Below are 22,767 nucleotides of genomic sequence, written 5' to 3'. Positions count from 1 at the left end.
ATTAGTTGCTTAACATTGGCAAGATTCACTTATGCTCATTAAGGTTTTTGGAAGTGCCGTTTTTGGCGTTGAAGCTACTACTATTGTTGTAGAAGTTAATATTGATAAGGGTATTGGATACCATTTGGTAGGTTTACCTGATAATGCAATAAAAGAAAGCAACTATCGCATTGCTGCCGCACTTCAGAATAATGGGTACAAGATTCCTGGTAAAAAAATTACCATCAATATGGCCCCAGCAGATCTTCGTAAAGAAGGTTCTGCTTATGATTTAACCCTTGCACTTGGAATTTTAGCAGCTTCTAATCAAATACAATCTGAGGATATTGAAAAGTATCTTATCATGGGAGAACTTTCATTGGATGGTAGTGTACAGCCAATAAAGGGGGCTTTACCTATTGCCATAAAGGCTAAAGAAGAAGGTTACAAAGGTTTTATATTACCAGTTCAAAATGCAAAAGAGGCTGCTATTGTCAGTGATTTAGAAGTTTATGGCGTTGAAAATATTAAGCAAGTCATTGACTTCTTTGATTCGGGAAAACCTTTGGTTCAAACAATTATAGATACCCGTGCAGAATTTTACAAAAGCCTAGATTTTCCTGAGTTTGATTTTTCCGATGTGAAAGGGCAAGAGAGTATTAAACGCTGTATGGAGATTGCTGCAGCCGGTGGACACAATATTATTTTGATTGGTCCGCCCGGAGCTGGTAAGACCATGTTAGCGAAACGACTACCTTCTATTTTACCTCCCATGACTTTGCATGAAGCACTAGAAACTACCAAAATACATAGTGTGGTTGGTAAAATAAAGAATATGGGACTAATGAGTCAACGGCCATTTCGTTCGCCACACCATACCATTTCAGATGTGGCCTTAGTGGGCGGTGGAGCATATCCACAGCCAGGTGAAATTTCACTTTCTCATAATGGGGTTTTATTTTTAGATGAATTACCAGAGTTTAAGCGAGGTGTCCTAGAGGTGATGCGCCAACCTTTAGAAGATAGGGAGGTGACTATTTCGCGTGCAAGATTTACTGTCACCTATCCAAGTAGTTTTATGTTGGTGGCAAGTATGAACCCAAGCCCAGGAGGTTATTTTAATGACCCAGATGCTCCAGTTACTTCTTCACCGGCAGAAATGCAACGCTATTTGAGCAAAATCTCAGGACCGCTATTGGATAGAATTGATATACATATAGAAGTGACTCCTGTCCCTTTTGAAAAACTTTCTGAGGAAAGAAAAGGAGAGGGTAGTGTTGAAATTAGAAAAAGAGTAACTGCAGCTCGAGAACTACAAACCAAGCGTTTTTTAGAATTTGAAAACGTGCATTATAACGCCCAAATGAATACCAAACAGATTAGAGAACATTGTAAATTAGATGATACTTCGAAAAACTTGCTTAAAAATGCCATGGAACGATTAAATCTTTCAGCGCGTGCGTATGACCGTATCTTAAAGGTTGCAAGGACAATTTGTGATCTAGCCAATGAAACTGATATAAATGGAAATCATATAAGTGAAGCGATACAATATCGTAGTTTGGATAGAGAAGGCTGGTTGGGGTAGTGAGTCCAATACCGTTAATCTGTATTTTTAGCATAAACAATTTCTCCATCATAAATTGTCATCATTACTTGAGTTTCCAAGAATTTTTCTTCCGGTACAGTCATTAAGTCCTGGTCGTATATCGTAAAATCTGCAAGTTTTCCTGCAGTAATGGAACCTTTGATGTTTTCTTCAAAAGCACCATAAGCAGCATCTAAGGTATAGGATTGCAATGCTTGTCCTCGGGTCATCCGTTCTTCGGGTTCATAACCTTCTTCTGGTAATCCTTTTAAAGTCTTTCGGGTAAAACTTGCATACAAACTTGCTATGGGGTTTAATGGTTCAACTGGCACGTCGGTTCCATTTACAATAGGAACTCCACTTTTTAAAAGTGTTTGCCACATATAAGCACCATCCTTAATCCGCTTTTCGCCCAAGCGATCAATTGCCCAAGGTCTATCAGAAGATAAATGCACGGCTTGCATTGCAGGAATTACACCTAATTCTGCAAAACGTGGTATGTCATCAGGATGTAAATGTTGAGCATGCTCAATTCTAAAACGATGGTCGCTGGTCAAATCAGGAAGCTCGTTAAAAGCAAACTCATAGCGGTCTAGTATTTCTTTATTTGCCCGATCTCCAATGGCATGTGCACAAACTTGAAACCCGTTTCGTAAACCGTTTAATGCCGTTTCTTTTACAAAAGGCATAGGTAAAGTTTCATGACCAAAATGCCCAGGCCTATCAGAATATTCTTCCAATAACCAAGCCCCCCGAGAACCCAAAGCTCCATCACAATTCAATTTTACCGAGCGTATGGTCAATCGATTGTCGGGGTCTACCATAGGCCCTTTTTCGTACCATTCCATTAATAAATCCTCATCCCAACCAGTAAGCATGGCATACATGCGAACATTCATTTTGTTAGAAGCCTTCATATTTTCATAAAGCGCAATGGTCTCTTTACCGATACCGGCATCATGAAAACCTGTAATACCATTTCTTTGGCAAGCTGCGATGGCCAATTCAAAAGCTTTAGCTTCTCGTTCTGGGGTCGTCTCAGGAATATGCTTGGTAATCAAGGTCTGGGCACGTTCATTGAAAATGCCTGTTGGTCTGCCCAAAGCATCTCGCATTACTTCTCCACCTTCAACTTGAAATTTATCGATTCCTTCTTTTGCCAACACTGAAAGACCAGCAATTTCCATCGCTTTGGCATTGGCAAAGCCTGCATGCCCACTCGCATGCCTTAAATACACTGGATTGTCAGGAGAAACTTCACTTAATAAATCGTGTGTTTGGAATCCATTTACCAAATTGTCGGGCATCTTGTCCCACTTACTTTGATGCCAACCTCGCCCTAAAATCCATTCACCCGGTACGGCGGTTTTCGCCTTTTCTGCGACCGCATCAACAATTTGCTGATAACTGGCTGTATTGATAAGGTCAAGATTTAGTTCATTATAACCTAAACCCATAAAATGCCCGTGCCCTTCAATGAGTCCTGGGGTCATGGTTTTGCCTTTTAAATCCAGTAATTTAGTGCTTTCGTCTTTATATACTTCTGCATCCGCCAGATTACCGGCAAACAAAATGATGCTATCTTTTATTGCAACAGCCTCCACTTTTGTTTGTGTGGTGTCAACCGTATATATTGGGCCGCCAAAAATTAACATTGTGGCAGTTTCTTTTTTTGCTTTGGAGCATGAGGATGTTATTATAAGAAGCGCCAGGATCAAAAAAAGAGAAAGGTTTTTTAGTTTCATTATGGACGGGTGGTTAAGGTTTTAAATACTAGAATTCTGCTATCAATATAGTTTAATTTAGCTCATTCAACCAAGTACTTTTTTAAGCGCACTATCAAATCGTTGTATATCTTCCATGGTACCTGTACTAATTCGGGCCCATTCATAAAAGGGAGGGAAGGGCCTGCCAATAATAACATCTTCTTTTTTCATTTTAGTAATCATGTCCGAAATAGGCTTACCCGTTTTAAAAAAAATGAAATTGGTATGTGATTTAATGTATTCAAGATTCAAATCATCTAATGTTTTATAAATAGCTTTTTTGGCTTCTACATTCTTCATTAAACTGAACTTATAAAACTCATCATCCTTAAGTGCTTCTTTAGCGGCTTCAATTGCTAACACATTGGTCATTGCCATAACATTACCTCTAAGCCTTTTAGCAATATCAGGGCGTGCCACTAAATATCCGATTCGCATTCCTGCTAAACCATAAACCTTTGAAAAAGTCTTAGAAACGATGACATTCATACCTTCTTTTACGAGCTCTACCATCGAAGGGTAATCTGGCTCAGTGATAAAATCATAGTAGGCTTCATCACTAAAAACCATAGTTTTTTTACTAATACTGCTGCAAAAATCTCGAAGCTTGTTTTTATCCAATAAAGTTCCTGTAGGGTTATTGGGATTGCAGATAAATATCAACCTGGTCTTAGTGTTGATACGATTGGCCATGGCATCTAAATCATGCTCCATGTATTGGTCGACAGGAACGCGATGTACATAAGCACCAAAGTTTTCAGCATATCGCAGCATTGCCTGAAATGTTGGGTCTGCAGCAATGATTTCACCTCCGTCAATACCATAGGTGATTCCAGTTGCTTTTAGACCTTCTGTCGACCCGCCAGTAATTACAATATGGTCGGTAGATACTTCTTCTGTAGCAGCTATTTGTTCTAAAAGTGGTCTAAAAACAACAGATGGATATCGGCAAGCATTATTAAATGCCTTGGTTATCGCAGTTCTAACTAGCTTTGATGGCCCAAAAGGATTTTCGTTTGAATTTAGTTTAGCAAAAGAGTTATCCTTTAAAACCTCAGTTGGTAAAGATGAATCCATTGCAAGCCCGCTTAGGCCCCCTAGTAGGGTAAAACCACCAGTTAGCCCCATTGTTTTAAGCCATTCTCTTCTTTCTATAGTCTTCATAAGTAACTCTTATTTATGTAGTAAAAGGTACGAAAGAATAGAGAAAATAAGTGCTATTGCACTAAATTACCTTGATGTTTGCCTTTAAACCTTGAATGATTCCTAAGATATTGGTCACAGTGTCCTTTAAATAATATTTGATGACAACATGTGGTATTCTGATGGTGGTAAATCCATTTTTAAAAGAATGCATTGCCTCTTCTAAATCATTTATTGCTTGCTCATGGGTAATCATTTGATAATCAGTGTCAATCTCAATGTTTAATTTCACTCTTGAAATTGCAATATCTACTGATTTATGGCCATCCCACCATTCGAGCATTGGGTTTGCCCCAGCTTCTTTTAGTGCATAAAATAGCTGCACTGCTTCGATGGGAGTGTCATTTTCTATAATTACTTTTTCAATAAGTCGGGTATGCCGTTCACACAATTCAACACCTAAGGTTTCGGTCGAATATTTAAACGCGTCATAGCCGATATTTTTGTTACAATCTATACATGCCATGTAAGTAGGTCAGTTTGGTCAATTTTTCAATTTGGGACTATTATAACTTGTACATTTTTTTTATCGTATGTGCTATCGATGTATAGCACCCCTTTTTTAGATGAAATGCATTTTTTTAGATGAAATGCAAGGTGGCTTGTTGGGAAACTGCTATTTTGTGTGGTGTAAATTTTCAGTATGTTTAAAAAGATAGGCCCCGGAGTTTTAATCGCAGCCGCATTTATAGGGCCAGGTACGATTACTGCATGTACAATTGCTGGGGTAAGTTTTGGTTACGCACTGCTTTGGGCAATGCTACTATCAATAATTGCTACGATGGTATTGCAAGAGATGGCTGCACGCTTAGGAATTATTACCCAAAAAGGATTAGCGGATGTCATTAAAAATGAACTTACTGATAGACGGATCAGGGCGTTGACGATTGCAATAATATTAGGAGCTATTTTAATAGGAAACGCAGCTTATGAAGCTGGTAATATTGGCGGGGCAACTTTGGGCTTAGAAGCTTTGTTTGGAGAAAAGTACGCGAAATTTTATCCAATCGTGATAGGATTTTTGGCATTTGCGCTTCTTTGGTATGGAAGTTATAAGGCCCTTGAAAAAGTATTTATCATACTAATCGCTTTAATGAGTTTTTCATTTGTGATAACGGCAATTTTGACAGGACCTATTCTAGGGGAAATTTTAAAAGGGCTGTTCGTTCCTTCAATGCCATCAGGAAGTTTATTGACAGTAATTGCATTAGTTGGTACTACAGTAGTACCTTATAATTTATTTTTACATGCCTCGTTGGTCAATGAAAAATGGAAATTAACAAGCGATTTAAAAACAGCTCGTTGGGATACCATAATGTCAATTGGTTTAGGGGGGCTAGTTTCTATGTGCGTAATTATAGCTGCTGCTGCAATACCTTCCGACGAAGTCAAAAGTGCCATGGATTTAGCTATGGGTCTTGAACCGCTCTTTGGAAACACGGCTCGTTACTTCATGGGAATCGGACTTTTTGCCGCAGGTATCACATCTTCTATTACTGCGCCTCTAGCTGCTGCTTATGTTGCCAATAGTTGCTTTGGTTGGAAAGCTGGTTTCAAAGACTGGCGCTTTCGACTAGTCTGGATTTCTATATTGTTAGTAGGTGTGTTTTTTCTTTCTTTTGGTATTAAACCTATTGAGATTATAAAGTTTGCTCAGGTGGCAAATGGTATTTTGCTACCTGCTATTGCAGTACTTTTAGTTTGGATGGTTAATAAAGCAAATGTTATGGGTGTATATAAAAATAACTTGACCCAGAATATAGTTGGGTATGTAATTGTCGCATTTTCTTTGTTCTTAGGATTGAAAAGCATTGTTAAAGTTTTAGGCCTGTATTAATGGACACTATTTTAATTGATATTAACTGTGATGTTGGAGAGGGTATAGGTAATGAGGCTGAATTATTGCCACTAATAAGTTCTTGTAATATTGCCTGTGGTGGTCATGCAGGTGATGAAATTACTATGCAAGAAGTAATGCAGTTGGCAAAACAGAATGATGTGAAAGTAGGGGCACACCCTAGTTACCCTGATAAAGAGAATTTTGGGCGAAAAACTTTAAACATTGCGAATGAAGAATTAAAAAAAAGCATCAAAAATCAGCTTGATGTATTCATAAAAATTCTTGAAGAGGCCCAATTACCGCTGCATCATATTAAACCGCACGGAGCTTTGTATAATGATGTTGCTAGAAATTTAAGTTTAGCAAAGGTGTTTTTAGAAGTGATTAAAGCATATAAAGAACACTGTTTTTTATATGCCCCTTTTGGTTCGATAATTTCGAAAGAGGCAATTGAACAAGGCTTTCAAATTAAATATGAAGCCTTTGCAGATAGAAACTACAATGCAGATCTGAGCTTGGTGGCAAGAAGTCAATCTAATGCAATTATTGAAGCCCCTGAATTAGTTCTAGAACATCTCTTAAACATTGCTAAAAATGGTAAGGTGATTTCATCTACCGAAGAAAGTATTGTAATTAAGGCAGATACGTTTTGTGTGCATGGTGATACGTCTTCTGCATTGGAAATATTGACGTATCTTTCAGAAGAATTACCAAAAAACCAAATCGAAATACGAAAGTGAGATACCCCATTACCATCAAACCTTTTGGTGCTCATTCCATTTTGGTAGAATGGCCCAATAATGTAGCAGACACGATATTGGAAGATATTCTTCAATTCAATACATTTTTAGAGACTAAGCTTGAAGGCCAGTGGGAGTTTGTCCCTTCATACAATTCTTTGGCACTTATACAAGACTCGGTAATATCAGACTTTAAAATACTCAATAATCAACTATTGGAGTTTTATAGGGAATTAGACTATACTAAGAGAACAGAACGACATTTATGGAAACTTCCTGTTTGTTATGATTTGGAATTCGGACTTGATTTAGAAGAAGTTTCCAAAAAGCTCAATATGTCTATTTCTGATTTAATTTCAAATCATTCATCTAACGAATATACAGTCTATGGTATTGGATTTTTACCTGGCTTTATGTACTTAGGCGGGTTACCGCAATCCTTAGAAATAGCACGTAAAGAAACTCCACGGTTAAAAGTAGCTAAGGGTGCTGTGGGACTTGCGGGGAAGCAAACAGGTATTTATCCTCAGGAATCTCCAGGGGGATGGAACATCATAGGAAGTTGTCCGATTCCAATCTTTAATGTCAATTCAGAAAAACCTTGTTTTGTAAGTGTTGGTGATAAGATAAAATTTGAGGCCATTTCACGAGCAGAGTACGAGCTGCACAAAATTGAAGGAGAAGTAGGCATTTACCAACCCAATAAAACAATTTTGGATGCTTAAAGTACTAAAACCAGGATTTTTTACTTCTATTCAAGATAATGGTCGGTACGGCTACAGAAATAAGGGGGTGCCTATTTCAGGAGCTATGGACTCGAGAGCCCTAAATATGGTCAATTCATTATTGGAAAACCCTGTTAACGCAGCTGCTTTGGAAATTACCATGACAGGACCAACGCTTATATTCGAAGAGGAAACCTATGTCAGCCTATCTGGCGGAGTCATCTCCGCGACATTAAACAATGAACCTATTGAGAATTATAAGGTTTATAAAGTTGAAAAAGGGGATATCATTTCCTATGGTAGATTAGAATCAGGTTTTAGGGGGTATTTGGCTGTAAAAGGTGGATTTTCCCTTAAAAAAACTTTAGGTAGTTCTTCACAATATTTTCCTTTGACTGCCAAAAGGTGTATTTCAGAAAAAGATGAGATTCCTTTTGAACCCACATTGAACTTTGTGCCAAAAATATCTGAATTAAAAATAGACTCCTATTTAACGGAAAAACAGCTACAGGTGAGTAGGGGACCAGAATATACGATACTTAATGACAAACAATTGGAGGCTTTATTTTCAAAAGGTTTCACGGTTGCAAAAGAAAATAATAGAATGGCATATCAGGTTTCTGAGTTTATTGAGGGGCATTCGATACCCATGCTTACATCGGCAACCTTGCCCGGAACTATACAACTAACCCCGGCTGGAAAATTAATTATCCTTATGAAGGATGGTCAAACTACAGGGGGTTACCCTAGAATACTTCAATTGACCGAAGAGGCAGTCTGTGTATTGGCACAAAAAAAATCTGGAGATAGTATTAATCTTAAATTGAATTAAACCTCGCGGTATACCTCTTTAAAAGGAATTCTAAAACGTTCTCCATAAATTCCCTTTTCATCTCGAATTCCACAACCAATAACCATGTTGATTTCAGCACCTTGAGGTAGTCCTAATATTTTTTTAACCCTCCATGTATCACTCCCTTCCATGGGGCAAGTGTCATAACCCATAGCTGCCATACTTATCATGAAGTTTTGTGCTGCAAGCCCCGCACTTTTATGGGCTACTATTCGCATATCCGAATTTCTAACTTGTCTATAAGTTGGTTTGAATAAACCTACCAACTGAAAAATCAAAAATTTTATCCAACCCAAAATTCCTAAAATATCAAAATACACTGTTGGTATTAATTTAGAATAGTAATTCAAAGCAAATTTCTCTCTTCCAGAATATTCAGATGGTTTCTTATCACCCATGCCAGCTTTAAGAAAAGAAATATTGGCTTGAGCACGTTTTCGCCATAAATCTTTTCTGGCTACAACTACAACCATTTCTTTTGAATATTTTGCAGCATTTTGCCCTAGGCATGCAACCGTCATCTTTTTTAGTACCTCTTTATCTTTAACATGATAAAACTCCCATAACTGCAGGTTACTACTTGTTGCCGCTAGAGTTGAATTTTGAATGCACTGTTTTACTTTTTCTGAATCTAATTCTAAATCTTCTCGAAAGATGCGCACAGAACGACGATAATTGATGGCCTCGGTAACTGTTTTTTCCATAGTGGCCAAAAATATAAAATTGAATTTGACTTTGGAGTAAAAATAAAAATAGCTATTCTTGTCATATGAATAACAAAAGTATTGTGATTAACGTAATTGTGATTTCTCCTGTATCAGGGTGATTTCAGTTCATGTTATTCAGAAAAGCCCTGACAGCAACGTCAGGGCTTTTTTTGTGGCTTTTGTCAAGGAATGAATATGGTATTTTAAATTACTGTAATAAGCTGTTATTCAGATGGATAAACAGATATCAATTTAAATGAATTTAGAGCCTGCTTTACTGTTAAAATTATTCGGTATTTGAAAAAATTATTTTTGAATGCTGAAGTATTTATAAGCTTGAGGCACAATTTGAAAGAGATTTTCTAATGGAATTGAATAAGTATAGTAAAAACGTTACCCAAGATCCAACTCAACCAGCTGCTCAGGCCATGCTATATGCCATAGGTTTGACTGAAGAGGATTTAAAGAAACCATTGATAGGTATTGGTAGCACAGGTTACGAGGGAAACCCCTGTAACATGCATTTAAACGAATTGTCTAAATATGTCAAAGAGGGAATTAACTCATCTGACTTGGTTGGGCTAATATTTAATACCATCGGTGTGAGTGATGGAATATCAATGGGTACTTATGGAATGCGTTATTCGCTTCCCTCTCGTGATATTATAGCCGATTCTATGGAAACGGTAGTTCAAGCGATGAACTACGATGGTTTGGCTACTGTGGTTGGATGTGATAAAAATATGCCTGGGGCCTTAATGGCAATGATTCGATTGAATCGTCCATCTGTTTTGGTTTATGGCGGTACAATTGCTTCTGGATGTTTGAAGGATAAAAAATTGGATGTGGTCTCCGCTTTTGAGGCGTGGGGAGAGAAAGTAGCGGGCACCTTAAATGAGGAAGATTACAAAGCCGTAATTCAAAACGCATGTCCAGGTGCCGGTGCGTGCGGAGGAATGTATACGGCAAATACCATGGCTTCAGCAATTGAAGCATTAGGGATGGCAATGCCTTATAATTCATCAAATCCGGCTACAGGAAAAGAAAAAAAAGATGATTGCATTGCCTCTGGTGAGGCATTAAAACATCTTATCGAAAAAGATATTAAACCGTTAGACATCATTACTCGAAAATCATTGGAAAATGCTGTTCGGTTAATTACGGTACTTGGTGGTTCAACTAATGCGGTATTACATTTTTTGGCGATTGCCAAAGCAGCTGAGATTAAATTCACCTTAGAAGATTTTCAACATATAAGTGATACCACCCCATTCTTGGCGGATTTAAAACCCAGTGGTAAGTTTTTGATGGAAGATGTACATCGCGTTGGTGGTGTACCTGCCGTGATGAAGTTCATGTTAGAAAACGAAATGCTACATGGTGATTGCTTGACGGTAACAGGTAAAACTGTTGCTGAAAATTTGGCTAAGGTCCCTAGTCTAAAAGGAGGTCAGCAAGTAGTTAAAGGTCTAGATGATCCGATTAAAGAAACTGGACATTTGCGTATTCTTTTTGGTAACCTAGCAGCAGAAGGTTCTGTTGCTAAAATTACCGGAAAAGAAGGCTTACATTTTTCTGGTCCCGCGAAAGTCTTTGAAGGAGAATTTAAAGCCAATGATGGTATTCGTGATGGCTTGGTAAATAAAGGAGATGTTGTCGTGATTCGTTATGAAGGCCCTAAAGGAGGACCTGGAATGCCAGAAATGTTAAAACCAACAGCTGCTATTATGGGTGCAGGATTAGGAAAAGATGTCGCATTGATTACAGACGGTCGCTTTTCAGGGGGCACCCATGGCTTTGTGGTGGGGCATATCGCTCCTGAGGCTCAAGATGGTGGAAATATAGCGCTATTACAAGATGGCGATATGATTACCATTGATGCAGAAAAAAACAGTATCTCGGTCAATCTAACCGATAAGGAGCTTTCAAATCGAAGAGCTAACTGGAAGCAACCCGCTTTGAAGGTTAGAAAAGGAAGTTTATATAAATATGCAAGAACAGTTTCTTCAGCCTCAAAAGGTTGTGTAACTGATGAATTATAATCTGGATGCCTATGGAAACGCTTAAGGTGCAAAAAGCAGAAAACAAAACAAAAACCACTATCAAAATTTCTGGAGCGGAAGCAATTATTCATTGTTTACTTGCAGAAGGAGTGGATTTGCTATATGGATACCCAGGGGGCGCCATTATGCCCGTGTATGATGAATTATACAAATTTCAAGATAAATTAACCCACATTTTGACAAGACATGAACAAGGAGCTACCCACGCAGCGCAGGGTTATGCTAGGGTTTCGGGTAGAGTTGGCGTCGCTATGGCCACTTCAGGACCTGGAGCCACAAATTTGGTCACGGGTTTGGCCGATGCTCAAATAGACTCCACACCTATAGTTTGTATTACAGGTCAAGTACCACGACATTTATTAGGTTCTGATGCTTTTCAAGAAACTGATATTATTGGTATTTCAACTCCTGTTACAAAATGGAATCATCAGATTACAAAGGCTTCAGAAATTCCTGAAATGATGGCAAAGGCCTTCTATATTGCAAAGTCTGGTAGGCCAGGCCCGGTTTTGATTGACATCACTAAAAATGCGCAGTTTGAAGAGTTTGAGTTTAGTTATGAAAAGTGTACTGGAGTTCGCAGTTATAACCCAGTTCCAACGCCAGTCATGGCTTCAATAGAAGCTACTGCAGAACTTATTAATAATGCCAAAAAACCTTATATCGTTTGGGGTCAAGGGGTAATTTTAGGTCAAGCTGAAGAAGAACTTAAAGCTTTAATCGAAAAGGCAGGTATTCCTGCAGCTTGGACGATTATGGGGGAATCTGCAATTTCGACGAGTCACCCATTAAATGTAGGTATGGTAGGTATGCATGGCAACTATGGACCTAATGTATTAACAAATGAGTGTGATTTGCTATTGGCCATAGGAATGCGTTTTGATGATCGGGTGACGGGTAGTTTAGATACTTATGCCAAACAGGCTAAAGTCGTACATTTTGAAATAGATCCCGCAGAAATCAATAAAAACGTAAATGCAGATGTTGCTGTTTTGGGAGATTCAAAAGAAACATTGTCATTACTGATTCCTCTCGTAAACGAAAACAAGCACGAAGCTTGGCATAACGAATTCAAAAAAAGACACCAAATAGAGTTTGATACAGTGATCAAGAATGATATTCACCCCACAAAAGATGGTCTGACCATGGGCGAAGTCATTGAAGAAATAAATTTAGCTTCAAAAAACAAAGCGGTGATTGTTACCGATGTAGGGCAGCATCAAATGATTGCCTGTCGTTACGCAAAGTTTGAAGAATCAAAGAGCAATATAACCTCTGGCGGATTAGGGACTATGGGATTTGCACTTCCTGCTGCTATCGGAGCGAAACAAGGCGCAATGGATAGAGAAGTGGTTGCTATTATTGGTGATGGAGGGTATCAAATGACAATTCAAGAACTTGGAGTTATTTTTCAGCATAACATTCCGGTAAAAATTGTGGTCTTGAATAATGACCATTTGGGCATGGTAAGGCAGTGGCAAGAACTGTTCTTTGATAAAAGATACGCCTCTACCGTTATGGTCAACCCTGATTTTGTGAAGATTGCCGAAGGCTATCATATTGAAGCAAAACGAGTTAGTGAACGTAAAGATTTAAGGGCTACTATTCAAGAAATGATTGCTTCCGACAAGCCTTATTTCTTAGAAGTAAAAGTTGAAAAAGAAGACAATGTATTCCCTATGATACCATCTGGGGCCTCTGTTTCCGATATACGATTGAAATAATGCATGAGTGTAGTTTTACAAGAATAATTGAAAAATATGAATAGGAGAAATTTTGCCAAAAATGCATTGATTGGAACTATTGCTATTGGAGCAATCAGTTCATCTTATGCTTTTAGCGAAATAATAACTGAAAAAAACTTTGATTTCATGTCTCAAGACCATCCAAATATCATATTGATTAACGATTTCTTTGCTGCGTATTCAAATAACGATTTAGAAGGGATACGCAAAGTAGTCTCAGAAGATATTAAATGGCATATACCTGGTGAACATCCTTTAAGCGGAACGAAAATCGGGATTGAGGAAGTTATGACATTTTTTAAAAACCTTAACAAAGGAAAATTCAAAGCCTCCCCAATCATTATGGGTGCAAATGATAATTATGTAATTGATTGTCATCAGAACTGGAGTAATCTTGAAGATTCTGAAAATCTAAATGCCATGTCTTGTTTGTTGTGGCGGATTGCGAATAATAAAATTATTGAGGTTCATAATTTTCCTCAAAATCAAATAGATGTTGATGCCTTTTTCAGAAAATTATATGGATGACATAGAGTTTTAGTTTAGATTGACCCTAAGTAATAACAGCTACTAAGATGAACGATTCAAATATAAAAGACATTCCTATTATCCATCATCAGATAACTCAAAAATCTAAAGAGATTGGGTTTACGATGCCTTCGGATTTATTTATCGGAACGCTTTTGAAAACTTTGATTGCTAGTAAGCCTAGAGGTCTGTTTTTGGAATTAGGCACCGGTATTGGTCTTTCATTATCATGGATGATTGACGGTATGGATATTAACTCAAAATTGATAACCGTTGACAATGACCCAGAATTGATAGCTATTGCCAATCAATATTTTGGTGCCAATGAACGAGTCAAAATTGTTTGTGAAGATGGAACAAAATGGATCAATAATTATAAAGGCAACCAATTCGATTTGATATTCGCAGATGCCTGGCCGGGCAAGTATAGTGAATTGGATGAGATTTTAAATTTGATACAAATAGGAGGATTTTATGTTATTGATGACATGAGCACACAGCCCAATTGGCCAGAGGGCCATCAAGATAATGTAGATGGACTTATTACTTATTTGGAAAAAAGAGAAGATTTTAATCTAACAAAAATGAACTGGTCAACTGGTGTGATAATAGCGGTTAGAACAAAATAAATAGTATGGAAAATCAATGGTTCACCATATCGGTTTATTCCGAGAATAACGTAGGATTGTTAAATAGAATATCAGGTATATTTTTAAAGCGACACATTAATATAGAGAGTTTAAACGTCTCTAAATCAGAAATTGATGAAGTTTCTAAATTTACTATTGTAGTAAACACTACAGAAAAATGGGTGCACAATATTGTTGGTCAGATTGAAAAGCAGATTGAAGTAATAAAGGCTTTTTATCATATCGATGATGAAACTATATATCAAGAATCTGCATTGTTTAAAATTAAGTCTGCACTCCTTTTTGATGAAAGACAAATTCAAAACATCATAAAAGAAAGCAATTCTCAAATTGTGACGGTAGCAAGAGAGTTTTTTGTACTTGCAAAATCCGGTCGTAGGCATGAGATAGACGAAATGCACGACCAGTTGAAGCCTTTTGGTATTATGCAGTTTGTTCGTTCAGGACGGATATCAGTATCAAAGGAAGAAATGCAGATTTCTGCGATGCTAGAAGAATTTCATTTAACTAATTAATATATAACCTTTCTAAAGATTTCTGTTTTTGGCAGAAGCAAAAATTAAAAATTTAAAAATGGCAAATTACTTTAATACACTATCATTAAGAGATAAATTAATCCAATTGGGAAAATGCAGATTCATGGAATCTAGCGAATTTTCGGATGGTGTTAGCGCTTTAAAAGGAAAGAAAATAGTCATTGTTGGTTGTGGAGCGCAAGGTCTAAATCAAGGCTTGAATATGCGAGATTCTGGATTGGATATATCATACACCCTAAGAGAAGCGGCTATTAAGGAACAAAGACAGTCTTATAAAAATGCTTCTGAGAATAATTTTAACGTGGCCACATATGAAGAATTGATTCCTTCGGCGGATGTGGTTATTAATTTGACTCCAGATAAACAGCATTCAAATGTTGTAAGCACGGTTATGCCAATGATGAAAAAAGGGGCGACCCTTTCCTATTCCCATGGTTTTAATATAGTTGAGGAAGGAATGCAGATTCGTGAGGATTTAACCGTCATTATGGTAGCTCCTAAATGTCCAGGTTCTGAAGTACGTGAAGAATATAAAAGAGGTTTTGGCGTGCCGACCTTAATTGCTGTGCATCCTGATAATGACCCTCAAGGGCACGGTTTGGCCCAGGCAAAAGCTTATGCTGCAGGCACCGGTGGTCATAGGGCAGGTGTGCTGGAGTCCTCTTTTGTGGCTGAGGTGAAATCTGATTTAATGGGAGAACAAACAATCCTTTGTGGTTTGTTACAAACAGGTTCTATTCTTTGCTTTGATAAAATGGTCGAAAAAGGAATTGATGCTGGATATGCATCTAAATTAATTCAATACGGATGGGAGACCATCACAGAGGGAATGAAATACGGAGGTATTACTAATATGCTTGACAGATTAAGTAACCCTGCTAAAATAAAAGCGTTTGAGTTGGCTGAAGAGTTAAAAGGTATTATGCGTCCACTGTTTCAAAAGCATATGGACGATATTATGACCGGTCATTTCTCAAAAACCATGATGGAAGATTGGGCTAATGACGATAAAAATTTACATACTTGGAGGGCGGCAACTGGAGAAACCGCTTTTGAAAAGACGCCAGCAGGTGATATGGAGATTTCTGAGCAAGAATTTTATGATCATGGGGTTTTAATGGTTGCTATGGTAAGGGCAGGAGTAGAGCTTGCTTTTGAATCTATGACCGAATCAGGAATTATAGCTGAATCTGCTTACTATGAATCTTTGCATGAAACGCCACTTATTGCAAATACGATTGCAAGAAAAAAACTTTTTGAAATGAATCGGGTGATTTCAGATACGGCAGAATATGGTTGTTATCTCTTTGATCATGCGTGTAAGCCATTACTGGCCGACTTTATGAAATCGGTGGATACAGATATTATCGGAACGAGCTATGGAGCAGGAGAAGATGGTGTCGATAATGCTAAATTAATAGCTGTGAACAAGGCTTTAAGAGATCATCCAGTTGAGATTGTAGGAACTCGATTAAGAGCATCGATGACTGCAATGAAACCTATAGTTTAACGACTAAATCCCTAAGCAATTAGGGATTTTTTATTTCAACTAAATTTAAGAAAATGAGCGTAAAAAATAATATACCAGAGCTATACCAGATTACCGAGACCATTAACCAAAGGCAATACTTGGTAAATGGAGAACTTAAAGATTGGAACGGAAAAACCACCGAGGTGATTTCTACTATTTCTTCTACTTCAGATTATAAGCATACCGTTTTAGGAAGTACACCTGATATGGGTGAACCTGAAGCCATGGATGCTTTAGAAGCTGCTCTTGGCGCCTATGACAAAGGAAAAGGGGTTTGGCCTACAATGAAAGTCAAAGATCGTGTAGAGCGCATGGAAAACTTTGTCAAAAAAATGGAGACCAAACGCGAAGAAATTGTGAAATTATTGATGTGGGAGATTGGCAAATCACTTCCGGATTCGCAAAAAGAGTTTGACAGAACTGTTGAATACATTTATGACACCATTGAAGACTACAAAGAGTTAGACCGTAGTTCCGCCAAGTTTCACAAGTCTGGAGATGTGTATGCCCATATTCGAAGAGGCCCTTTAGGAGTTGTGCTATGTCTTGGACCTTATAATTACCCTCTAAATGAAACCTTTGCATTATTGATTCCTGCAATAATTATGGGTAACACCACTATTTTTAAACCTGCCAAGCATGGTGTATTATTGATTACCCCTCTTTTAGAGGCGTTTCAATCTAGTTTTCCTAAAGGAGTGGTGAATATTCTTTTTGGTCGAGGTAGAGCGGTTGCAGCGCCCATTATGAAGACAGGTAAAGTAGATGTTCTCGCCTTGATTGGTAATAGTAAATCAGCAAATGCCTTGCAAGACCAGCATCCAAAAAGTAACCGACTACGATTGGTGTTAGGGCTAGAGGCTAAAAACCCAGCAATTATTTTACCAGATGCTGATTTAGATCTTACGATTAATGAAGTAATAGCGGGTACCACTTCTTTTAATGGACAGCGTTGTACTGCATTAAAAGTAGTTTATGTTCATGATGACATTAAGGATGAGTTTTTAAAACGTTTCTCGGCTAAAGTAGATGCATTGAAGTTCGGAAATCCTTGGGATGATGGCGCAAAATTAACGCCACTGCCAGAGCCTGGAAAACCGGCTTACATTCAGGAACTCTTAGATGATGCTTTGGCTAAAGGAGCTAGTGTTCAAAATAAAAAAGGAGGAGAGCATTCTGATAATTATATTTGGCCTGCCGTCTTATATCCGGTTTCAAAAGACATGCGAGTGTATGAAGAAGAGCAATTTGGACCCATAATTCCAGTGCTTTCGTTTTCTGACATTTCAGAACCGCTCGACGATATGGCGGAATCTAATTACGGGCAGCAAGTAAGCCTTTTTGGAAAAGATGTGTACAGTCTTTCTCCGCTTATTGATACACTGGCAAATTTGGTTTGTAGAGTAAATTTGAACAGTTCATGCCAACGAGGACCAGATGTTTATCCTTTCACTGGACGCAAGGATTCTGCCCAAGCAACCCTAAGCGTTCATGATGCTTTACGATCGTTTTCAATAAGAACCTTTGTGGCTTTTAAAGACAATGAGTTAAATAACGAAACGATTGAGCAGTTATTAGAAGCTAAAGTGAGCAACTTTTTGAGTACAGATTATATCTTATAAACTTGCTTTTACTAAGGGAGCTAACTTTTGGCCAATAAGTTGTATGGCCTTAAGTAGTTTTTCATGAGAAATACCAACATCCATTTGAAAGGTTATTCTTGATAACCCCCCAAGTGCTTCATTATGATGTAAGATTTTCTCGGTAATGTCTTCAGGACTTCCAACTAGTAATGCTCCTTGAGGGCTAGCATTTTGCGCATCAAAACCTGCTTTGGTAACTGGTGGAAAGCCACGTTCTTGACCAACTTTAGTGAATACTTTTTGATAACCTGGAAAATAGTCGTTAACTGCTTGCTCTGTCGTTTCTGCAACATAGCCTAGAGAATGTAAGCCCACTTTTAATTGCTCAGGAGCATATCCAGCTTTTGCTCCAGCCTGTCTGTATATATTCACTAAAGGGGCAAAATGATGGGTTTGCCCTCCAATAGCGGCAAGCATGAGTGGAAGACCTAATTCACCGGCCCTTACAAACGAAGAAGGTGTGCCACCTACTCCAAGCCATATCGGAAGTTGTTTTTGAACAGGTCGGGGGTAAATGGATTGTCGATTAAGACTGGGTCTAAATCTTCCGGTCCATGTGACGGTTTCTTTAGCTCTTATTTCTAGGAGCAGATTTAACTTTTCTATGAAAATATCATCGTAGTTTTCTAATTTGAAACCAAATAGAGGAAAAGCATCTGTAAACGAACCACGCCCTGCAACAATTTCTGCTCTGCCGTTGGAAATTAAATCAAGTGTGGCGAAATTCTGAAATACCCTTACAGGGTCGGCGGCGCTTAAAACAGTTACGGCACTAGTCAATTTGATACGTTCTGTCTTTCTGGCTGCAGCGGCTAAAATCATGGAGGGGGCAGAGTCCAAAAAATTTTCTCGATGGTGTTCACCAATGCCAAAGACATCCAATCCAACTTGGTCAGCAAATTCAATGCGCTCTATAAGTTCATTAATGGCTTTTGAACCATTGACCTCCTTTTCTGGAGAAGCTGCAAAACTGTCTATACCAATCTCTATCATTTATTGTTTTTTATTTGAAAAGGGATACTCAAAGTTGTCCCTTCTTTTTCATATTTTAAAGCTCCAATTTTATGGTCAAATAACCCATTCAAATTATTGCCCGAAGGGTCTTCCAATCGTGTATTGATGAACAGAAAATATTCTCCTTCACGCCAAAATGAATCTGGGGTGAAAAGCCAACTTTTTTCATGCTTCCCAATACTTACATCTCCTTTAATTACATTTTTTTCAGCATCAGTAACTACTAATCTTTGCTCCAAAGAAAAATAGTCTAACATACTCGGAAAGTATACTGTTATATAATCTTTAGTATTGGATTTTGGAACTCCTAAATTCCAAGAATCGATATCTGGTGGAGTAAGGTCAGAGGATTCAACCGTAAACTTTTTAGTATAAGCAGTTATCATTTTTTGATGATTGACATCTTCAATATTGTCAATTATCAATTTGTAGTTTTGACCGGGGATTAATGCCCTACCGTATTTCATATTTGCATGAAGTCCTGTTTTGACCCGTGCTGGATCTAAAATTAAAGTGAGTTGTTTTTGTTCTTTATTCCAGAGCTCATAAACGTTATTAAAAAAAACGTTTTCTATGATATTGCCCTCTCCATCCATCAATTTAATCTTTTCCAAATTATTGACAGTTTTCATGGGCTTTGAAAACTTGATATATATTCTGAGTAAATTATCTGGTAATTTATCTGAACTAGGGTAAACGGCCTGAACAAAAGGATGATTACTTTTTTCATTACAGGCCGCTGAAGTACAAAAAACTAGTATTAAAAAAAATCCTTTATAAAAGTTCATTTCTAAATTTGAAATAGAGCCTAATTACGGCTCATTGCTTCTGATGTTAATTCTGGGTAGCCCTCCATTTGTTTTGCCATATCATGGTATTGCTTTGTTGGCTGTTGTGCCTCTGAGTACCTATAATCCGGAAAATCGTATTCTGAAATAAAATCACTCAACCTTAAATAAGAACCGGTAATTTCAGAAATCAAGTCAATTTCCCCCGATTCTATATTTCTGCGTACCATGGTCAAAAACATTTGGTTTTGAACATCAATTTGCATGACGTTTGCTGTTGGTATAGCCCGAATACCATCAAGGCCAGTTGCATCCATGGCCTGCATACCAGCCATGCCTTTTCCTTCGGCACCTTCAACAATAGAATTAAAGGGAATCAATGACCCACCCCTATTTTTATGCGTAACCAAAAGACTTTTTGAAACACTTCCATCCATTCCTTGTTCTTGCACTATGATCATATCAATTGGTGTATTACCATATCCAAGTTCAGCAATGGTTTTTCCTTTGACATTGGCATTCTCTTTTATTTCGGAAGTTGGTATGGTCACGAGAGGTGTGCAGGTATAACTTGCAATTATTGTGGGTGTTCCATCAAGTTCGTCGATCAGCATGGTTCGTATTGGTGCTCTAGTTTCCATTTGCGTATGAACGGCGTGATAAATTTCAATACTGTTCACTTCGTTTTTCGATTGGTCAAAAGGATAAGCAATTTTTCTAATATTGGAAGCAAACTCTCCATTTGTAAGACCGGAAACAAATATGGAATCATCACTATAATCAATATCAGTAATTGTTAAAGAACTGGCTGGAGTTTCATTCCAAAACTTTAAATCGGCAGAAGCTGGATTTGTTATGGTGACAGTTTTAGTATTTGCTTCTTTCATCTCTACAAAACGAATTTCAGAGGTGGTAGGGCTTACAATTGCAATCATGGATTCTGCGTCTGGTGAATGCCCTTTTTTTATTGAAATATAGGCTTCTTGACTGACGGGATGAATTTTCATATCATTAATAACAACATCTCTAAGTTCGATACCTAACTTTTCAGAAAGCATATTATCAATGCCCTCTAGGTTATAGGGTACTGCATCTTTTAATTCAATCGCTTCAGTTTCAATAGCATGTATCCGAGCATTTTTACTATCTCCAACAAACAATATATTATCAGGTCCAAAGGCCAAAATATCAGCCCCTGGCAAGGAAGTATTTTCAATAACAGGGCTTGCGCTTTCTACATTTAGGGCAAGTTCTTTTATTTTTTCTTGTTTGCATGCTGCTGCCAACAACAAAAATGTGCTTAAAATGATCAATTGTACTTTCATAGTGTGATTTTTTAAATTTATTGTTAAATACGCATGTATAAGATACTTATACCATTTACTCTAAATATTAATCTTGATTAAGAAACACGAAATGTAGTGTTAAGTTTACTTTAAGTTAAAATTTAAAGCTCAGTGTTGGGGCGATGTAAAAAGTGTTTTCCGATTCTCCTGAGGACTTAATAAATTTACCGGCGATAAAGTAGGTACTTCTTAAATCAAAAGAAATATTTCTATTGAACTCATAGTTTAGTTGAATGCCTAAAGCATCACCGATATGATTTTCTTCAATTCCATTTGCTTGCCTATTCTGAAATCTGGGTGGTGTATACAGTCCATCCGCACTTTGTGTTCTATAAAATAGGGCGTAATCAACAAAAATCGAAAATTGGTCAAAAGGAAAAACAGTTAGACTAGGGTGAAAACTGGTCAAATTGGCTGGGGTATTGACACCTGCTAAACTATATAGTGCTGGGTTGACAAATAGGGGATTGAAGGTATTTAATTTTCCATCACCAATTTCTCTATCTCCTGTTGACCAGTCCAATTTTAAACCTAATGTTGGTTTCCAAACCATATTGATTAGTTTATATTTCCAGTCCGTTTCTAGATTAAAAGCACTTATAGTACTTCCATCCAAGTCTCCAAATTGATAAATGAATTCAGTATTGTAACTCAATCTTTTTCCTATTGCACCATAACTGCGAAAACCTATGCTATGACGTTTTTCTTCACCAAAGACATCGCTAAAACCAGCCGTTTTTGATTTAAAACCTAAATAATATAGTTCATAGTCCCCATTTAAGTTATAAACGGGAAACTGCATTCCAAAACCCCATAATTGCGGATTGGTAGCATCTTTATCAAAAAGACTAAACTCATTATCAAAGGCTTCAAACTGGGGACTTACTTCCTTACCATAAAAGACTTTTACCTTAAATTGGGAATAGCCGTAAATTACTTTTGCTAGGTCAAAACTCCTTCTCATATTTGGTCCCTCTCTATTCCCAACCAATCTGCTGGCTCCTAATACCAATTCTTGCCTTCCAAAACTAATAGACGAATTTTCATTTTCTCCTTTAAGAATTTGGAACTCGATGAAGGCTTGATGCAGATCAATAACATCAGATTCAGGAAATTGTTCTCCACTACTTGTATAACCGTGATATAGTTCTCCGAATACACGAAAGTATTCTCCAAGATTTAAACTGGTATGCAGTGCTAAGCGCTGCGAATAAAAAGTTTCATCATTAGAAGTGTAATCTTCATTTGTAAAATGCTCTATTCTAGGACGATATTGCCCCCCTATACTTAGGTATATGGATCGATTGGAATTGAGGGCGATATACTTCAAGTCATCTGCAAAACCCTTTTTATATGGATTTTTTTCTAAGTCCTTTAGATAGGTATAATCTTCTTGAGCCCTATTGGTCTTTAAAGCAGGAGGTTCTTGTTTTTCAGTTTTTTCTTGGGCTACAGCAAAAAGGCTTACGGAAAGTAAATTTAAGAATATTAGCCATTTCAGACATAGTTTACTTTGTTTCAT

Annotated in this window: 20 protein-coding genes; 12 read left to right on the top strand and 8 right to left on the bottom strand. The window is 37.6% G+C overall.

What is annotated here, in order from left to right; genetic code table 11:
- Window positions 1–31: 31 nt before the first annotated feature.
- Entirely contained in the window at window positions 32–1,567 is a 1,536-nt protein-coding gene (locus RM706_RS11895; protein ID WP_311351760.1) for a YifB family Mg chelatase-like AAA ATPase, read from the top strand.
- A gap of 14 nt (window positions 1,568–1,581) precedes the next feature.
- Here RM706_RS11895 and RM706_RS11890 read toward each other — a convergent pair whose 3' ends face one another.
- From RM706_RS11890 to RM706_RS11880, 3 genes are all read right to left on the bottom strand, one after another.
- Complete coding sequence (locus tag RM706_RS11890; RefSeq protein ID WP_311351758.1) at window positions 1,582–3,222, bottom strand: amidohydrolase; 1,641 nt, start codon at window positions 3,220–3,222, stop codon at window positions 1,582–1,584.
- 156 nt (window positions 3,223–3,378) lie between these two features.
- Window positions 3,379–4,497, bottom strand: a complete 1,119-nt coding sequence (locus tag RM706_RS11885) for a pyridoxal phosphate-dependent aminotransferase (RefSeq protein WP_311351757.1) — start codon at window positions 4,495–4,497, stop codon at window positions 3,379–3,381.
- A gap of 61 nt (window positions 4,498–4,558) precedes the next feature.
- Window positions 4,559–5,002 carry a hypothetical protein gene (locus tag RM706_RS11880; protein ID WP_311351755.1) on the bottom strand — a complete coding sequence of 148 codons (444 nt, stop codon included), beginning with the start codon at window positions 5,000–5,002 and terminating at the stop codon, window positions 4,559–4,561.
- Between the two features lie 177 nt (window positions 5,003–5,179).
- On the opposite strand from RM706_RS11880, the gene RM706_RS11875 reads away from it, so the two are divergent.
- Genes RM706_RS11875 through RM706_RS11860 form a run of 4 tightly spaced genes read left to right on the top strand, consistent with a single transcriptional unit; the run spans window position 5,180 to window position 8,673 of the window.
- Window positions 5,180–6,373 carry an Nramp family divalent metal transporter gene (locus tag RM706_RS11875; protein WP_311351753.1) on the top strand — a complete coding sequence of 398 codons (1,194 nt, stop codon included), beginning with the start codon at window positions 5,180–5,182 and terminating at the stop codon, window positions 6,371–6,373.
- Entirely contained in the window at window positions 6,373–7,116 is a 744-nt protein-coding gene (gene pxpA / locus RM706_RS11870; RefSeq protein WP_311351751.1) for a 5-oxoprolinase subunit PxpA, read from the top strand. The genes RM706_RS11875 and pxpA overlap by 1 nt, the downstream gene beginning before the upstream one ends.
- On the top strand, window positions 7,113–7,841 hold the full coding sequence (gene pxpB, locus RM706_RS11865; RefSeq protein WP_311351749.1) for a 5-oxoprolinase subunit PxpB: 729 nt from the start codon (window positions 7,113–7,115) through the stop codon (window positions 7,839–7,841). The genes pxpA and pxpB overlap by 4 nt, the downstream gene beginning before the upstream one ends.
- Entirely contained in the window at window positions 7,834–8,673 is an 840-nt protein-coding gene (locus RM706_RS11860; RefSeq protein WP_311351746.1) for a 5-oxoprolinase subunit C family protein, read from the top strand. The genes pxpB and RM706_RS11860 overlap by 8 nt, the downstream gene beginning before the upstream one ends.
- Here the strand turns inward: RM706_RS11860 and RM706_RS11855 are convergent.
- Window positions 8,670–9,398 (bottom strand): nitroreductase family protein, encoded by a 729-nt coding sequence (locus RM706_RS11855; protein WP_311351744.1) that lies wholly within the window; start codon window positions 9,396–9,398, stop codon window positions 8,670–8,672. The two genes, RM706_RS11860 and RM706_RS11855, sit on opposite strands and share 4 nt — an antisense overlap.
- A gap of 368 nt (window positions 9,399–9,766) precedes the next feature.
- On the opposite strand from RM706_RS11855, the gene ilvD reads away from it, so the two are divergent.
- From ilvD to RM706_RS11820, 7 genes are read left to right on the top strand one after another with little or no spacing between them, the layout of a single operon-like run.
- The gene (gene ilvD / locus RM706_RS11850; protein ID WP_311351742.1) at window positions 9,767–11,443 is read left to right on the top strand and encodes a dihydroxy-acid dehydratase; all 1,677 of its coding nucleotides are present in this window, start codon (window positions 9,767–9,769) and stop codon (window positions 11,441–11,443) included.
- An 11-nt stretch (window positions 11,444–11,454) separates the two neighbouring features.
- Window positions 11,455–13,188, top strand: a complete 1,734-nt coding sequence (gene ilvB, locus RM706_RS11845) for a biosynthetic-type acetolactate synthase large subunit (protein ID WP_311351740.1) — start codon at window positions 11,455–11,457, stop codon at window positions 13,186–13,188.
- Between the two features lie 36 nt (window positions 13,189–13,224).
- Window positions 13,225–13,737, top strand: coding sequence for a nuclear transport factor 2 family protein (locus tag RM706_RS11840; protein WP_311351738.1), 513 nt, complete (start codon window positions 13,225–13,227; stop codon window positions 13,735–13,737).
- Between the two features lie 47 nt (window positions 13,738–13,784).
- Window positions 13,785–14,366: an O-methyltransferase gene (locus tag RM706_RS11835; protein ID WP_311351736.1), complete on the top strand. Its 582-nt coding sequence runs from the start codon at window positions 13,785–13,787 to the stop codon at window positions 14,364–14,366.
- 5 nt (window positions 14,367–14,371) lie between these two features.
- Window positions 14,372–14,902 carry an acetolactate synthase small subunit gene (gene ilvN / locus RM706_RS11830; RefSeq protein WP_311351734.1) on the top strand — a complete coding sequence of 177 codons (531 nt, stop codon included), beginning with the start codon at window positions 14,372–14,374 and terminating at the stop codon, window positions 14,900–14,902.
- A 58-nt stretch (window positions 14,903–14,960) separates the two neighbouring features.
- Window positions 14,961–16,433, top strand: a complete 1,473-nt coding sequence (gene ilvC / locus RM706_RS11825; RefSeq protein WP_311351732.1) for a ketol-acid reductoisomerase — start codon at window positions 14,961–14,963, stop codon at window positions 16,431–16,433.
- A 53-nt stretch (window positions 16,434–16,486) separates the two neighbouring features.
- A complete protein-coding gene (locus tag RM706_RS11820) occupies window positions 16,487–18,076 on the top strand; it encodes an NADP-dependent glyceraldehyde-3-phosphate dehydrogenase (RefSeq protein ID WP_311351730.1) in 1,590 nt (529 codons plus the stop codon).
- On the opposite strand, the gene RM706_RS11815 is transcribed toward RM706_RS11820, so the two are convergent.
- The 4 genes from RM706_RS11815 to RM706_RS11800 all read right to left on the bottom strand — a co-directional run bounded on the left by RM706_RS11815 (window position 18,071) and on the right by RM706_RS11800 (window position 22,767).
- Complete coding sequence (locus tag RM706_RS11815; RefSeq protein WP_311351728.1) at window positions 18,071–19,090, bottom strand: LLM class flavin-dependent oxidoreductase; 1,020 nt, start codon at window positions 19,088–19,090, stop codon at window positions 18,071–18,073. The genes RM706_RS11820 and RM706_RS11815 overlap by 6 nt on opposite strands.
- Window positions 19,087–19,899, bottom strand: coding sequence for a hypothetical protein (locus tag RM706_RS11810; protein WP_311351725.1), 813 nt, complete (start codon window positions 19,897–19,899; stop codon window positions 19,087–19,089). The genes RM706_RS11815 and RM706_RS11810 overlap by 4 nt, the downstream gene beginning before the upstream one ends.
- 20 nt (window positions 19,900–19,919) lie before the next feature.
- On the bottom strand, window positions 19,920–21,224 hold the full coding sequence (locus RM706_RS11805; protein WP_311351723.1) for a hypothetical protein: 1,305 nt from the start codon (window positions 21,222–21,224) through the stop codon (window positions 19,920–19,922).
- Between the two features lie 115 nt (window positions 21,225–21,339).
- Window positions 21,340–22,767 carry an alginate export family protein gene (locus RM706_RS11800; RefSeq protein WP_311351721.1) on the bottom strand — a complete coding sequence of 476 codons (1,428 nt, stop codon included), beginning with the start codon at window positions 22,765–22,767 and terminating at the stop codon, window positions 21,340–21,342.

It is taken from the genome of Croceitalea rosinachiae (assembly GCF_031846445.1).
Taxonomy (GTDB): domain Bacteria; phylum Bacteroidota; class Bacteroidia; order Flavobacteriales; family Flavobacteriaceae; genus Croceitalea; species Croceitalea rosinachiae.
Note: the sequence above shows the minus strand (reverse complement) of the source record. Positions and strands in the feature narration are given on the sequence as shown.